13 protein-coding genes and 1 pseudogene are annotated in these 15,971 nt (G+C 40.8%); 4 read left to right on the top strand and 10 right to left on the bottom strand.

Annotation, left to right across the window (positions count from 1 at the left end):
* Positions 1-40: 40 nt before the first annotated feature.
* The 9 genes and pseudogenes from IAE19_RS02160 to IAE19_RS02120 form a co-directional block, all read right to left on the bottom strand.
* Positions 41-280 (bottom strand): RNA recognition motif domain-containing protein, encoded by a 240-nt coding sequence (locus IAE19_RS02160; RefSeq protein WP_200459289.1) that lies wholly within the window; start codon positions 278-280, stop codon positions 41-43.
* A 58-nt stretch (positions 281-338) separates the two neighbouring features.
* A complete protein-coding gene (locus IAE19_RS02155; RefSeq protein ID WP_200459288.1) occupies positions 339-2,309 on the bottom strand; it encodes an ATP-dependent helicase in 1,971 nt (656 codons plus the stop codon).
* 89 nt (positions 2,310-2,398) lie between these two features.
* Positions 2,399-2,971, bottom strand: coding sequence for an HdeD family acid-resistance protein (locus IAE19_RS02150; RefSeq protein WP_200459287.1), 573 nt, complete (start codon positions 2,969-2,971; stop codon positions 2,399-2,401).
* Between the two features lie 147 nt (positions 2,972-3,118).
* Entirely contained in the window at positions 3,119-4,045 is a 927-nt protein-coding gene (locus IAE19_RS02145; protein WP_200459286.1) for a sensor domain-containing diguanylate cyclase, read from the bottom strand.
* Between the two features lie 217 nt (positions 4,046-4,262).
* Positions 4,263-5,016, bottom strand: a pseudogene (locus IAE19_RS02140) (hypothetical protein).
* A 66-nt stretch (positions 5,017-5,082) separates the two neighbouring features.
* Entirely contained in the window at positions 5,083-7,728 is a 2,646-nt protein-coding gene (topA, locus tag IAE19_RS02135) for a type I DNA topoisomerase (RefSeq protein ID WP_200459285.1), read from the bottom strand.
* A gap of 33 nt (positions 7,729-7,761) precedes the next feature.
* Positions 7,762-8,211 (bottom strand): ammonium transporter, encoded by a 450-nt coding sequence (locus tag IAE19_RS02130; protein ID WP_200459284.1) that lies wholly within the window; start codon positions 8,209-8,211, stop codon positions 7,762-7,764.
* Positions 8,212-8,303: 92 nt separating this feature from the next.
* The gene (locus IAE19_RS02125) at positions 8,304-9,323 is read right to left on the bottom strand and encodes a hypothetical protein (protein ID WP_200459283.1); all 1,020 of its coding nucleotides are present in this window, start codon (positions 9,321-9,323) and stop codon (positions 8,304-8,306) included.
* Between the two features lie 46 nt (positions 9,324-9,369).
* Positions 9,370-9,615 carry a SlyX family protein gene (locus tag IAE19_RS02120; RefSeq protein ID WP_200459282.1) on the bottom strand — a complete coding sequence of 82 codons (246 nt, stop codon included), beginning with the start codon at positions 9,613-9,615 and terminating at the stop codon, positions 9,370-9,372.
* Between the two features lie 34 nt (positions 9,616-9,649).
* On the opposite strand from IAE19_RS02120, the gene IAE19_RS02115 reads away from it, so the two are divergent.
* The 4 genes from IAE19_RS02115 to IAE19_RS02100 all read left to right on the top strand — a co-directional run bounded on the left by IAE19_RS02115 (position 9,650) and on the right by IAE19_RS02100 (position 14,514).
* Positions 9,650-11,554: an ATP-binding cassette domain-containing protein gene (locus IAE19_RS02115; protein ID WP_200459281.1), complete on the top strand. Its 1,905-nt coding sequence runs from the start codon at positions 9,650-9,652 to the stop codon at positions 11,552-11,554.
* 137 nt (positions 11,555-11,691) lie between these two features.
* A complete protein-coding gene (locus tag IAE19_RS02110; protein WP_200459280.1) occupies positions 11,692-12,324 on the top strand; it encodes a LysE family translocator in 633 nt (210 codons plus the stop codon).
* Between the two features lie 106 nt (positions 12,325-12,430).
* Positions 12,431-13,366 (top strand): lauroyl acyltransferase, encoded by a 936-nt coding sequence (locus IAE19_RS02105; RefSeq protein ID WP_200459279.1) that lies wholly within the window; start codon positions 12,431-12,433, stop codon positions 13,364-13,366.
* A gap of 32 nt (positions 13,367-13,398) precedes the next feature.
* Positions 13,399-14,514 (top strand): glycosyltransferase family 4 protein, encoded by a 1,116-nt coding sequence (locus IAE19_RS02100; protein WP_200459278.1) that lies wholly within the window; start codon positions 13,399-13,401, stop codon positions 14,512-14,514.
* A 48-nt stretch (positions 14,515-14,562) separates the two neighbouring features.
* Here the strand turns inward: IAE19_RS02100 and gltP are convergent, their stop codons facing one another.
* Positions 14,563-15,864 carry a glutamate/aspartate:proton symporter GltP gene (gene gltP / locus IAE19_RS02095; RefSeq protein WP_200459277.1) on the bottom strand — a complete coding sequence of 434 codons (1,302 nt, stop codon included), beginning with the start codon at positions 15,862-15,864 and terminating at the stop codon, positions 14,563-14,565.
* Positions 15,865-15,971: the final 107 nt, after the last annotated feature.

The raw sequence follows: 15,971 nt of genomic DNA, 5'->3' as shown, positions 1-15,971 counted from the left end.
ATCCCCCTCATTTTAAACAACAATAATCGTTGCAATATAATCAATTTTCAGCCGCTTTCACCCGAATACCGTAGCCTTTCATTTTAAATGTATTTAAACCTTTGATCGCTTTAATTGCCTCACGTGCATGTGGCATTTCTACGAAGCCAAAGCCCTTGGATTTACCTGTGGCTGTATCCATAACCAATACACAGGACTCCACCTGTCCAAAAGGCTGAAACAACTCGAGTAAGTCCTGTTCAGTAATGGAACGTTCGAGATTACGGACTAGGATTTTCATGATTTAACCTTTTATACAGCGTGAAATACGCATTTAACATTTAAATATCAGACACAGTTTAATCGAGATCGATTCCAAAACTAAATCGTTTCTGTCGAACTTGTGTTTTTTGTGGAAATCTGGGCACCATTTGATGAATTTCTGTCTCTACTAATGCTTGCGGCAAATCATTAAGAAAATAGCTTTCGATTTTACGGCCCTGTTCATCATATTGATCCTGCGCCCAAGTATTATAATTTTGCTTGGTGATAATCAACTCATTTTCAGCACGAGTCAATGCAACATAGAGTACACGTCGTTCCTCTTCTACTTCATCAAAATCGCCCTGCGCGCGGGCGTGTGGATAAGAATTAGGGGAAACATGTGGCACATAACAAACTTTTTGTTCAGCCCCTTTGGCAGAGTGAATCGTGATTAGCGTGACTAGATCCTGATCACCTGATCGCTCAATTTCCGAAACAGAAATTGGTTCAAGCACATACTCTTCTAAAAACTCGGATAATGCACCATGTTTACGACCCAATTGCTTGACCAGATCAAAATCCTTGACCCGTCGTGACCAGTCCTGTGTTTTATAATTTTGCTCTAATTGTTCCGACAAAGCTTCTAGTGCTAAAGCAATTGAAGCTTCAACATGCTGCTGCAATACATCAAGCTGTTTTAAAATTAAAATCGCTTGGGTTGCTACTTTACCGTGGCGCTCGAGACGTTCACAACGCGCCTCGATATCTGGTAAAGCAATCAACTCGTGTGCCAGTTTACTTGCGCCTACATCGCCTACTCCATTCCAGAGAGTTAAGAATCGCATCCATGCAATATCATCCTGTGGGTTAATGACCACTCGCAACATACTCAGTACATCTTTCACATGGGCAGATTCGAGTAACTTCACCCCCCCAATAAAACGATAGGGAATATTGCTTGAGATAAAAGCACCCTCTAGATAACGTGCCGAAAATCCAGAGCGAACCAATAGCATGTGCTCACTCCAGTTCGCCCCCTGTTGCTGACGTGCCATCAAATCCTGAGCAATCCAATTGGCTTCTTCAAATTCATTATTGAAAATATGCAATTGAGGTTGTAAACCTTGTCCCCGATGAGCTTTAAGCTGCTTATTATATTGAATGGGACTATGGGCCAAAAGCCAGTTAGAAATATCCAGAATTTCCTGTGTAGAACGATAATTCTCTTCAAGAGTCAGCACTTTGGCATCTGGAATTCGTTCCTTGAAATGATGAATATTCTCAAAATCGGCGCCCCGAAATCCATAAATTGATTGGGCATCATCTCCGACACAGAACAGGCTAACATGCTCAATTAAAGGCTGCAAAATTGCCCATTGCAGTGGGTTTGTATCCTGCATTTCATCCACCAAAAGCACTTTACAAAATTTAGTCACCCAATGCACCAGCTCAGGCGAATTTTGCAAATTGACAGCAACAATGGCCAAAATATCGTCATAATCCAGAAAATGGCGTTCCTGTTTCCGAGCTTCATAGGTTTGCATAAGTTCAGCAATCTGAGCTTTATATTGCATTGCATCGGGCAATTGTTTGATCAAGGCATCGGATAATTTTGACTGCGTATTACGCGCATAAGAATACACATCACAAAGCTGGGCAGCTTTGGGCAAAACATTGTCTTTATCTTTACCGCGCAATAATCGGAACATCAACATTTGATCATCCCGATCAATAATCGTGAACTGTCCAAGACCAAAGGCTTGAGGATTGCGACGCAATAAATACATGCAGAAAGTGTGAAATGTTGAAGCGCGCAAACCTTTTGCAGGGGCTCCCAAATGTTGCTCAACCCGAGTCACGATTTCACTGGCAGCACGACGCGTAAATGTCAAAATCTGAATCTGATCAGCTAAAGTCCCTGTATGAATTAAATAAGCAGCACGTGCAACGATGGTTTTAGTTTTACCACAGCCAGCGCCTGCCAATACCAGACAATGCTGTGCATCCGTCGTAGCAGCATGATGTTGCTGTGGATTTAATTCACCAATTAACTGCTCAAAACTCATAAGGCCAAATATATAAGGGAATAGACGTTAGTGTAGCAGAGTCTATTCCCTTACAGTTAAATCTGAATTTTACCTTGTTCTGATAAAATTTAAGATGCCGTTGAGGAACTATTTGGTAAATGCTTGATAGCAGAGGCTAGAGTCAAATAATTCACACCCTGAAATAGGATATCCACTGCCAGAAATAGGCCAAGTACCCAAAATGGCGCATCGGGAGACATCAAAATTAGTATACCCGTGATAAAAGTCAGAATTCCTGAAAATAATGTCCAGCCCCAGCCCGGAATCGGCTTTAAAATAAAGGCATTTACAGTACGAAAAATGCCTGCAATAACCAGAAAAATGGCCAAAAGATTGGTCAGCACGATCGCCGTAGTAATCGGAGTTTTAAATGCATAATAGCCTGCCAATAAATAGAGTATCCCAAACAACGCCCATAGCCAGCGACTGCCTCCCTCAAAAAATTTAAAAGCAGCAATAAGATGCAATACGCCCCCCACCATCATCAAGGCACCAAAAACTAAAATCACTGAATAGGTGGCGATAGAAAGAGAACCCAGCAAAATAATGCCAAAAATGACCAATAAAATGCCAAATAACAGATACCATTTTCGCTGTTGATGTAGCTCATTTCTTATTAAGTCATTGCCCACTGTTTTCATAATTAGTCTCGTTATAATGAACACTGGTTTATATTGAGCAAATTATGTGCATATGTCTGTATAAAAACTGCGTCCGAATAACCTTTTATTTTGTGGATATGGCTGAACTTATCCACAGACGCTCCAACATGTGCTTTCGATCAGGGTTTAATGCAGATACTGAACCTGATTACGACCCTGAGATTTCGCGACATAAAGTAATTCATCTGCCGATTTTAAAAATGTCATTGCATCCAAATAAGACTGCCCCGTATCCAGTGTGTTGACGCCAATACTCACCGTCACTTTGGAGAAAATATTTTCTGCTTTACTTGGAATATTGAGTTCAAAAATCAGACAGCGACATTTTTCTGCCATTTGAATAGCATCCTGTAAACCGGTTTCAGGCAAAAGCACCACAAATTCTTCTCCACCAAAACGTGCTACAAAATCAGAGGCACGGCTGAACATATCTCTCAACTGCGCAGCAATGGTCATCAAACATACATCTCCCTGCAAATGGCCATAGCGATCATTGTAATCTTTAAAAAAATCGACATCGATAAACAATACTGATAAGGGACGTTGATAACGCAATGAGCGATTAAATTCATATTCAATACGTTCACTCAAAGCTTTATGATTTGCAACACCTGTCAATGAATCCAGTAATAATAATTCCTGGTTTTTTTGATTAAGTGATTCCAACTCTAATTCCAGTTTTTTGCGTTCTGAAATATCGAACATAAAACCTGTAATGGCGACCGTTTCTCCTTGTTCTATTTGTGCATAGACCACATCACGAATCCAGATGTAATCACCATTTGGTCGTAAGGCCCGATAATCAGCCTCATGGTCAGTACCTAAATTGGATAAATTTACACAATAAGACACCGTTTTTTCGCGGTCTTCTTCATGAATACGATCAATCCAGTCTTGTGCTGTTTTCCAACTTTCCTGTGGCCATCCCAACACTGATTCAATTTGAGGGCCAATATAACTAAACTCTTTGGTTCGCCAGTCAATTTTCCACGGAATAGCGCGTGTAGATTCCAGTAGCGTTTTATAAAATTGATAATCTTGACAATCGATCATATCTGCCCCCGATGTCTGTTTTAATACTATGAATAATTGATGAAGTCGTATGGCGGTTTATATTGTTTTTAAATGTGATTTAAATCACGTTTAACTTATATGTTTAAATTAGCAGTCTTCACTCGAAAAAGTCAATATCTATTTAAAAACATCAATTTATATACAAATAAAATGAAAAATAATGTTTTTAATCTTTTAATTCAGCAAAGACTTTAATTTATTTTGCCCAACCTATTTCCTGCGCGGTTAAGGTATTTATTATGGTTTGGTTTAAGTATTCTGGCATTTTATTTTCATGATCTGAAACAGGAATTTTCCCTGCCATCAATTCCGCCTGTTTTTGTGGATAACGGGGTTGTTGCTCAGGACTGGCATAACCAATCGGATAGAGCGGCTGACCTGTATGTAAGTCATATTTATCTGTAGCACCAAAAGCATGCAATAATTCATGCGTCAGCACAATATTATTCTGTGAATTTTGCTTGTTTGAGGCAAATAAATTTACCGATCCAATTCGACCCTTTTCTAAAGCAGTGGAATGTTTAAGCTCATTTACATAGTGAGGATCATAATAATTTAAATATAAAGTCACAGACGCTGAATGATCTTCTGATTGACGCTGTTGCCAGGCATAAAACCGAAATTTAAGACTCCACCACATGACTTTTAAAATGGAAGGATCAGTAGGGACTTTGGGGGGGGTTATCTAACGACCGTCCAAGTTTGATAATGACCGCTATCGGTTGCCTATAAGCCGCAGACTGTTGTTCTAAATATGTTTTTACTTCCTCAAACTGTGAAAGTTGTAAATGTTGAATATACTGCCCTGTGGAGAGTTGGCCATCTGCATTAATCGGATGTAACAGCACCACAATAGGTCGATTCCAGTTTTGATTTTGGTCACGCCAATTGTTGACAAGCACCACCAATAGAATCAGCAATAAGATAGAGATACGAATCTTTTTCCACATTTTGCCGTTCCTCTCAATAGTTGCCATAGAATGAAAAATGCGAGCTATGCTCGCATTTTTACTCTATTAAACTTCAGCCCACTTGCCATTTTGATAAACCAAACTCCATTTTGTTTGTTTACCTTCAGCTGTTTCAGAACCAATATACTGTGACTGATTTTTACGGCTAAACTTGATCAGAGTCGGATTACCCTCTGGATCAACATCAGGAGCCTGAAGCAAATACTGATACTTTGGATCGAGTTGATCTGCGACAGTACGAAGTTCTGCGACTTTCGGCGCACGAGTTTCGCGAATTTTCGGAAACTTACTGGCGGCCAAAAATAAACCCGCTGCACCATCACGTAATACAAAATAGTCGTCATGTTTGGTAGAACGTAAGTGTTCCATTTTAATTGGATCAACACGCGGTGGCGCAGGTTGTCCATTTTTCAGAACTTTACGGGTATTGTCACAACTGGTACAAGCAAAGTAAGGCCCAAAACGGCCCGTTTTCAATTGCATTTCACCATCGCATTTGTCACATGGGATAGTAGGGCCATCGTAACCCTTGATCTTAAACTCGCCTTCTTCGACCTCATAGCCATCACAGTCAGGGTTATTACCACAGACATGTAATTTGCGACCACCATCAATCACATAGCTGTCCATTGCAGTACCACATTTTGAACAACGATGTTTCGCCATCAAATCTGCTGTTTCTGCTGAATCATCATCAGAAAAAGCCGCCAAAGATTCGACTGGAGTAAGGTTCAATGTTCCTTTGCAACGCTCTTTTGGTGGCAAGTTATACCCAGAACAACCTAAAAATACACCTGTAGTACCTGTACGAATCTGCATTGGACGGCCACACAACTGACATGCCACATCTGGCACTTCAATAGGTTGATTTCGACGCATGCCCTCAGCACTGGCGGCAGTATTCAAACGATTTTTAAAATCACCATAGAAACTGTCCAGCAATTCTTTCCAGTTACGATCACCTGTGGCCACTCGGTCTAATTGACCTTCCAAATCAGCCGTAAAAGCATAATTCATCAGGTTATTAAAACTTTCATCCAGACGATCGGTAACAATTTCTCCCATCTTCTCTGCAAATAAACGCCGATTTTCCAGTTTCACGTAACCGCGATCTTGAATCGTAGAAATAATAGCGGCATAGGTAGACGGACGACCAATCCCACGTTTTTCCAGTTCTTTAACTAATGAGGCTTCAGTAAAACGTGCAGGAGGTTTGGTAAAATGTTGACTTGGGTCAAGTTTTTCTAGTTTAAGGAGCTCACCTACTTTCACAGCAGGTAATAAGACATCATCATCTGATTTGTTAGCACCACGCACTTTGGTGAAACCATCAAATACCAAGGTACGACCTTTAGCACGTAACTCCACATTGTTGGCTTCAACAGTAAGCGTAGAGGATAAATATTCCGCAGGCGTCATTTGACATGCAACAAACTGACGCCAAATTAAGTCGTATAAGCGCTGTGCATCACGTTCCATGCCCGCAAGCTGATCACCAGTCAGTGCTACATTCGACGGACGAATCGCTTCATGCGCTTCTTGCGCACCTGCTTTATTTCCATAACGATTTGGTTTGGCAGGCACATATTTATGACCATAATTTTGCTGAATATGATCACGAACCATATTGACCGCATCATCACTTAAAAAAGTGGAGTCGGTACGCATATAGGTAATAAAACCGCCTTCATATAAACGCTGTGCTAACATCATGGTTTTTTTCACAGAAAAACCAAGACGTGTACTTGCCGCCTGTTGTAAAGTCGAAGTAATGTACGGCGCACTTGGATTGACCTTGGTAGGCTTATCCTCACGTTGTGCGACTTTATATTCTGCATCTTTAAGAATATTCAGGACCGCATCAGTTTCGTCTTTATTACGCAGCTTTAAGGTTTTACCCGCTTGCTTAAATGCTTCCAGACGAATGTCTTCTTTTTTAGAGCGGGTATCTGCAAAAATCTGCCAATATTCTTCTGGAATAAAAGCACGAATCTCACGTTCACGCTCAACAACTAGCTTAACAGCTACCGATTGAACTCGTCCTGCGGATAAACCACGCGCAATTTTTTCCCAAAGTAGAGGCGAAATCATAAAGCCCACAACACGATCAAGAAAACGACGTGCCTGTTGTGCATTAACCTTATTCGTATCTAAACGCGCAGGATGCTTAAAAGCCTCCTGAATTGCATTTTTGGTAATTTCATTAAATACCACACGTTGATAGCGACTCTCGTCCCCGCCAATCACTTCTTTTAAATGCCAAGCAATTGCTTCTCCTTCGCGGTCCAAGTCCGTTGCGAGATAAACTTCATCCACCTGAGAAGCCAGTTTTTTAAGCTCTGCAACGACATGTTCCTTGCCTGGTAACACTTCATAGTGTGCTTTCCAGTCATGTTCAGGATCTACACCCATACGGTTAATGAGCGCCGTTTGCGCTTTTTGCTCTTTTTCTTCGGCACTCAATTTGGCACGGGTTGCTGGTTTCCTTTCACTAGATTTAGCTGAACCACCTGTTGGTAAATCACGCACGTGACCTACTGAAGACTTTACAATATATTGTGAGCCTAAATATTTGTTGATGGTTTTCGCTTTTGCAGGCGACTCCACAATCACTAAGGCACGTTTGTTTGCAGCAGACTCTGAAGTTGCTGAAGTGCTTTTTTTGTTTGTGGATCGAGGGGCATTCGCCATAATAAACCGTTATTCCTGTTGATAAATAAAGAGTTAGACAGTAGCAAGCTTTAGTAAATATGCTTTCATGTCTTCAAGTTGTGTTGCTTTGAGATCCATTTCTTCATCCCAATACAAACCCACACAGTTTGCCTGCATATCAATAGCATAAATCCCTTTTAATGCAATGGGAGAATCATTAAATTTCTGATTACCCTCAATAACATTCAACTGACCATCTGCCACGCGAGCTCGCATTAAAGGAAGTCGTGCCTCTGGAATCAATACACTATAATAGGCGACCATACTGGCACGATTCTCGGTTGCTTTTGGAATTTTTGTCCATTCAGGTGCAACGACCAAGCGAGGATGCAAACCCATTTTACGTGCTTTGTCTCGCATCAATCCCAAAGCTTTTTCGCGTGGACTGATACGCAAGCCAAAAATTGAGCCTAAAACAAAAACGACGATAATGATCGCCACCCATAAACCTAAATGTTCCATACCTAACCCTGTCGTGTTCTATTATTAGATTTGCATAAGCACAACATAAAACGCAAGTTTTTCATTATTAATGGTGCTTTTATTCTCTAAAATCAATGAATCACCATTTGCGCCGTATAATGTAACTGGTCGTCATCGAGTTGAATATAGCCTTTATCCAGTAATGATTTCATGAGCATTTGAATATCAGCTTTAGGAAACCAATCGTGTAAGCAATCCCTTAAACTAAAAATATCTTTGGGCCGATTGTGTTGAAGTTCATCAAGTTTTTGTAACACCTGCCATTGCAATTCATCCAGTTCAGGGGGAAATGGGCCATCTGTAACAGGTTGCTGTTGTTGTAAAAATTGCATGATGGTATCGACATCGCCCACTACAACTTGTGGCATTGCTACAGCAGATTTTTTTCCTATTGTGGCTGTTTGAACGATTTCATTAGAAGACCTCGGCTCACGCTTTTCATGCTGATTTAAATCAAGATTGATCCATTGTTTTAAAATTTTCTTACGGAAACTCAATTGTGAAGTATCACGTCTAATAATTTTTAAATTGATCAACATGGCAACCATCTGTGAAACTTGTTCGCCTGAAATTTTCAAACTATTGCCAATAGAGTTTTGTAAGCCGTCAAGGGTTGCTGGCAAACCTTTCATGGTTGCTAGAGCATCACAATATTTTTTGATCTGTTGCAATATGGGCTGAGCCTGAAAACTTGCGAATGTCGGTAAACAATATTCGGATTCAATTTTGTTGTGCTTGTTCACGCGATGCAGATGAACTTGACGACCTGAATTTTGCAATATTTCAATAAATAACTGAATCTCTTTATTTTTTGAAATTAATTCAATTTCAATATTTTCTTCTGTGAGTGCCAACAATTGTCCAGCAATCATGGCATATTCAAATTCTTTTCTGGAAATCACGGGTACATCCAGAATTATGACCACGCCTGAAGTGATCCAGCCCGCAAGCTCAGTCACATCTTCTAGAGCATAGTCAAATTGACCAGTTAAATTAAATAGGTAAACCAACTGATCATTTTCAACATAAGTGCGTAGCGTTTTAGCGTGCAGTGGATTTCTTTCAAGATCAATTAAAACAACATTTTTCATGGTGCAAATCACTTTGGTTCAACATTTAATGAAAACGAAATACAAATTAGTAATGGGGTGGTTTGTTACTTAAAGGGTCAAACGGTGCAATACCCTCTGACAAATCAGTTGCCTCAACCCGTTGATACAATAATTGCATTTGTTTTTTTAAATCAACAATTTCCTTAGATTGAAACGCCAACTGAGTATTTAATTGTTCAACTAAATCATCTAAAAATGCAATTCGGACTTGCAAATCTTCAATGGGTGCGGAAAATGACGCATGATCATCATAATCTGTTGGTTTAGTCATTTAACTCTCCTCATTTGGGATTTTGGAAAACATTATGGCCTATATTACTTTAAGGGATGTCCAACTGGCATTTGGTGGACCCGCCCTCCTCGACGGCGCGAACTTTGTATTGGAGCGTGGCGAACGAGTGTGTTTGATCGGCCGTAATGGTGAAGGCAAGTCTACTTTACTTAAGTTAATTGAGGGAAGTTTATTGCCCGATCGTGGCGAAGTTTCTATTCAAAATGGCTTAACCGTGTCCATGCTCGCGCAGGATGTTCCAATGGATTCGGGTAAAGTTGCCGATATCGTCGCCGATGGCGCAGGTGAAGCTGCAACAGTGCTTAAAGAATACCATGAAGCCAGTGATGCATGTGTACTCGGCAATATGGAAGCCTGTGACCGTATGGGCCATTTACAGCATAAACTTGATCAACTTGATGGCTGGGCATTGGAAAACAAGGTCAATACCATCTTAGGAAAAATGGGACTGGATCCCAATGCAGACCTTGCTGATTTGTCTGGCGGACGTAAACGCCGTGTATTGCTAGCACGTGCCCTGTTAACCCAACCAGATATTTTACTTCTTGATGAACCAACTAACCATTTGGATGTTGAAAGTATCGAATGGTTAGAAAAATTCTTACTTGAACAAAATAATTTAACGTTATTATTTATCTCGCATGACCGCTCATTTGTTGATCGTCTTGCAACTCGTATCGTAGAACTGGATCGAGGCATCTTGCGTAGTTATGAAGGTAATTATTCACGTTATCTTGATTTAAAAGCGCAACAGCTTGAAGCAGAAGAAAAGCAAAATGCTTTGTTTGAGAAAAAACTGGCTGAAGAAGAAGCATGGATTCGTCAGGGCATCAAAGCACGCCGTACTCGTAATGAAGGACGAGTTCGTGCTTTAAAAACCTTACGTGAAGAATCTAAAGCACGTCGCTTTCAGCAAGGCAAAGTTAATATGGGTGTGCAGGATGCGCAACGCTCTGGCAAACTGGTCTTTGATATTGAACATTTAAGTGTGAGCTATGGTGATCAGCCTCTAATCCATGACTTTTCTGCGGTGGTATTGCGCGGTGACCGTATTGGTTTGGTCGGCGATAATGGTGTCGGTAAAACCACGCTCATTAAAGCCATTTTAGGTGACATTGCCCATGAAGGAACGGTCAAAACGGGAACTCAGCTAGAAGTGGCTTATTTCGACCAATTGCGCAATCAATTGGATCTGGAAAAATCAGTGATGGCCAATGTTTCCGAAGGTTCAGACTTTGTCGATGTAAATGGTCAGCGCCGTCATATTTATAGTTATTTGCAAGATTTCCTGTTTTCACCTGAGCGCTCACGTACTCCAGTTAAAGCACTTTCTGGCGGTGAACGCAATCGTGTATTACTTGCTAAACTCTTGCTCAAACCATCGAACTTGATCGTAATGGATGAACCCACCAACGATCTGGATATGGTCACTTTAGAATTACTCGAAGAAATGCTGGCTGACTATAAAGGCACCTTACTGTTAATTAGCCATGACCGTGCTTTCATGGATAATGTCGTGACCTCAACGTGGGTATTCGATGGCAAAGGTGGCATTGAAGAATATGTCGGTGGTTATCAGGACTACCTACTCCAGCGCCCAAATCAGACTGTGGTTGATCAAAAATCTGAGGTAAAAAAGGCTCAAGCAAAAGCCGAAGCTGCAAACTCAGTTGCTCCTGCAAAAAAAGTAAAACTCAGCTACAAAGACCAGCGTGAACTTGAACAACTGCCTTCTGAAATGGAAAAACTGGAAACAGAACAAGCAGATCTTTCAAACAAACTGGCCGATGGTTCATGGTTCATCAAAGATGCGGCGGCGGCGACTCAAGCCAGTCAGCGTCTGGCTGAAATTGAAGAACTTTTACTTGAAAAATTGGAACGTTGGGACGAACTAGAAAATTTAAGTAAAGGAATTTAATCCTTCCCTTGAAAACCTCCCATGTCTTAACATTGGGAGGTTTTGCTCATTTATTTAAAAATAATATTTGCAGGCTTGTTCTCTTCAATCTATAACTATCAAATTATTTACAAGTATAAAGCGTGAGTAAAATAAACATGCTAAGCCTTTCTCAAACGATCGCTTTTGCCTTGATCAGTCTGGCTATGGTACTAACGCCTGGCCCTAATATGATTTATTTAATCTCACGTTCAATTTGTCAGGGAAAAACTGCGGGCTTTATTTCGCTTGCTGGTGTTGCACTTGGTTTTGTATTTTATATGTTATGCGCTTCACTCGGCATCACGGCGCTGATTGTTGCTGTGCCTTATGCTTATGACACGATTCGCATCGCTGGCGCACTTTATTTGTTCTGGTTAGCATGGAAAGCGTTGAAACCCAATGCTGCACCGATTTTTGACATCAAAGATTTATCAATTGATTCTCCAGTCAAATTATTTGTAATGGGTTTCGTCACCAACTTACTGAATCCTAAAATTGCCATCATGTATTTATCATTATTGCCGCAGTTTATTCATCCACACCAAGGCAGTATTCTGTTTCAGTCTATTCAGCTCGGGATGATCCAGATTTTTGTCAGTGTTACTGTGAATGCTCTCATCGTTTTTTCAGCAGGGACCATTGCGCTTTTCTTACAAAGGAAACCGCTTTGGGCACAGTTACAAAGGTGGTTGATGGGAACAGTTCTAGCCTCGCTTGCTGTGCGTATCCTTCTAGAGCAGCGGCGTTAATAGGAAACTCACTCTACGATATTTTCTCCAATACCTTATAAGTTAAAAAATAAGTTCATGTTACACTGCTGTCATATTAAATTACTTTTTTCACTCCTAAAGAAGCATGAGTCAGCAACACACTTATACGCCCGGTGAATTTCAGTGGTCTTTTCTATTGCCCAAGTATTGGGGCATCTGGGTTACAATTGTTTTTTTAATGCTATTGGCGATTTTGCCTTGGGCGATTCAATGGCGTCTGGCACATGCTATGGGAAATCTGGCATGGAAATACTTAAAATCCAGACGTAAAACTACGATTCGAAATCTGGAAGTCTGTTTTCCAGAATGGTCTCCACAAGAAGTTGAACAGCACGCCAGACAAGTGTTTGTCGACATGATGGTCGGCGTGTTTGAAACACTCAATGCTTGGTACTCACCGCAGTGGTTTAAAGGCCGTTCTAGTATTGAAGGTCTTGAACATATCACCCATGCAAAAGCCAACGGTCAGGGGATTTTATTGCTCGGCACTCATAGCACCTTGCTAGATGCTGGGGGGTATATCTGCTCCCAATATTTTGAACCCGATGTGGTTTATCGACCACAAAATAACCCCCTACTCGATATGTTGATTTACCGTTGTCGTGCCACGATTTATAAGCATCAGATTGATCATGATGATATGCGTGGACTGATTCGTAAACTAAAAGATACCGATGCCATTTGGTACAGCCCCGATCAGGATTTTGGGCTCAAACAAGGAGTGATGGCACCTTTTTTTGGTATCCCCGCTGCGACAGTAACCGCACATCGGCGTTTGCTAAAAATTTCGAAAGCAGCAGCAGTCCCTTTGTATTTTTATCGTCACGGCGATATTCGTAATCCCCAATATCATGTTTTAATTGAACCAGCAGTTGAAAATATGCCGAGTGATGATGAAATTGATGATGCAACGCGAGTAAATAAAATTATTGAAAATCAACTGCGTATTGCGCCAACTCAATATATGTGGTTTCATCGCCGCTTTAAAACTCGTCCAGATGGTTACGAGAACATTTATTAATATTCCAGAATGAAAACAGTTGAGATCTGAGCATGAAAGTGATGCAGCTTCTTCCCGAACTGAACAGTGGTGGCGTTGAACGTGGCACACTTGAAATTGCACGTGCTCTGGTTGCAGGAGGTCATCAATCTCTGGTGATATCCAATGGTGGACGCCTAGTTGCACAGTTAGAAGCTGAAGGCTCTACTCACCGACAATTGGCAATTCATAAAAAATCATTATCCAGTCTTTGGCAAATTCGGCCATTACGTAAAATAATTGAGCAATATCAGCCAGATATTGTACATGTGCGTTCACGCGTCCCCGCATGGTTGACACACTTTGCATTACGCGGCATTCCGGTAGAGAAGCGCCCACATCTCATTAGCACCGTACATGGTTTTTATTCGGTCAACCGCTATAGTGCGATTATGACCCAAGCCGAAAAAGTGATTGCAGTCTCAGACAGTGTGGTCAAATATATTACCGACCATTATAAAAACTGTCCCGCAAAAGATATTGTTCGCATCTATCGTGGCATTGATCCCAAAGCCTTTCCGCATGGTTATCAGCCTTCTGGTCAATGGATCAATCATCAATATACGTTATTTCCACAACTGGAAAATAAGTTTTTGATTTGCTTACCAGGACGAATTACACGGCTCAAAGGACATGAAACCCTGATTGAGTTGATTGAACGATTACAAGCAGATTATCCAGATGTACACGCCATTGTGGTGGGTGGCGCAGATCCCAAAAAGAAAGCCTATCTAGATGAACTTGAAGCAACGATTCAAAATCGTGGACTACGCAATAAAATTACCTTTGTGGGGCACACATCAGAAATTCGTGAATGGCTAGCATTAAGTCATATTGTGCTGTCTCTATCCAATCAGGCTGAAACATTTGGGCGGACTGCACTTGAAGCATTATCAGTTGGAACGCCTGTCATTGGCTGGAATAGAGGTGGTGTTGCTGAAATTTTATCAAACCTCTATCCGCAAGGCTTGATCGAGGTAGATGATCGTGAAGCTTTATTTGATGCCGTTAAACAGCATATTAATCATCCACAACATGTTGAACCTGTAACTAAGTTTAGTCTGGATGAGATGTGTCATGAGACGATTAAACTGTATCAGTTCGTATTGGATCAGAACAAACTCAAATAAAAAAAGGAAGCACTTATGCTTCCTTTTTTTATATCCATGCACAGATGCCTAACTGGCTTCTGGCTGATTTAAACTGGCTTCATAGGCTTTGGCTTTATCTACATCGTAGACTTTTTCCCATTTACTAATCACCAATACGGCCAATGCATTACCTACCACATTGAGCGCCGTACGTGCCATATCCAGAATCCGGTCAACACCCGCAATAAAGGCCAAACCTTCAAGTGGAATGCCTACGCTGCCCAAAGTCGCCAATAACACGACAAAAGAAACGCCTGGCACACCTGCAATTCCCTTAGAGGTAATCATCAAGGTAATGACTAAAATTACCTGTTGATATAATGAAAGATCAATCCCATACAGCTGTGCGATAAAGATCGCAGCAATACTTTGGTAAAGGGTTGAACCGTCCAGATTAAATGAATAACCTGTTGGAATCACAAAGCTAGTAATGGCTTTGGGCGCACCATAGGCTTCCATTTTTTGCATAATACGCGGTAGAACCGTTTCTGAACTGGCAGTTGAATAAGCCAGAATCAATTCATCTTTGAGAATTTTCATTAACGTTAAGATATTAATACCGCATAATTTTGCAGTAATCCCTAACACAACAAAAGCAAAGAAAAAGATAGTGGCATACACCAGAACAACCAACTTACCGAGTGGGATCAACGAGGTAAAACCAAAATTCGCGACGGTCACTGCGATTAAACCAAATACCCCGATTGGTGCATATTTCATAATAATATGCGTGACACGGAACATCGTTTCAGACACCGCATGAAATACATGCAACAGTGGCTCTTTGGTCGTCGTTGGTAGTGAGGACAAACCAATACCGAACAATACCGCAAAGAAAATCACAGGCAACATTTCACCATGTGCCATTGAACTAATAATATTCGTTGGAATCAACGATAAAATGGTTTGGATAATGCCATGTGAATGCGATTCAACTTCTTGAGTGGTATGCTGATATTGCGAAATATCTGTTTTCACCAAAGCGGACATATCTACGCCAGCACCTGGTTGGAAGATATTTGCTGCAACTAAACCGACAATAATCGCAATCGTGGTAATGATTTCAAAATATAGAATTGTTTTAAAACCAAGTCTTCCCAGACTTTTGGTTGTACCAACACCAGCAATACCCAAAATAAGCGTAGAAAAAACGATTGGAATTACAATCATTTTAATCAAGCTAATAAAAATCTGACCCAAAGGTTTTAAAATATTATTAACCGCAGCGTCTTTTATTTCTGGTTGGTTGTGTAAAATAGCCCCGACAACCACACCAAGGATCAAAGCAATTAAAATTTGCCATGCAAGGCTAATTTTAAAGTTCTTCATAAGACAATCCTTTGTGCTCAAAAAGCACGATATAAGAACAGGAGAGTAGATGCGCTCTATAACAAACAATGAGTTCGTAAAATTCCTTTTTGATCCGAGATGAGCTC

The sequence above is a fragment of the Acinetobacter sp. S40 genome (assembly GCF_016624705.1).
Classification (GTDB): Bacteria; Pseudomonadota; Gammaproteobacteria; order Pseudomonadales; family Moraxellaceae; genus Acinetobacter.
The sequence above is the reverse complement of the archived record's forward strand: the minus strand, read 5'-3'. Positions and strand labels throughout refer to the sequence as shown.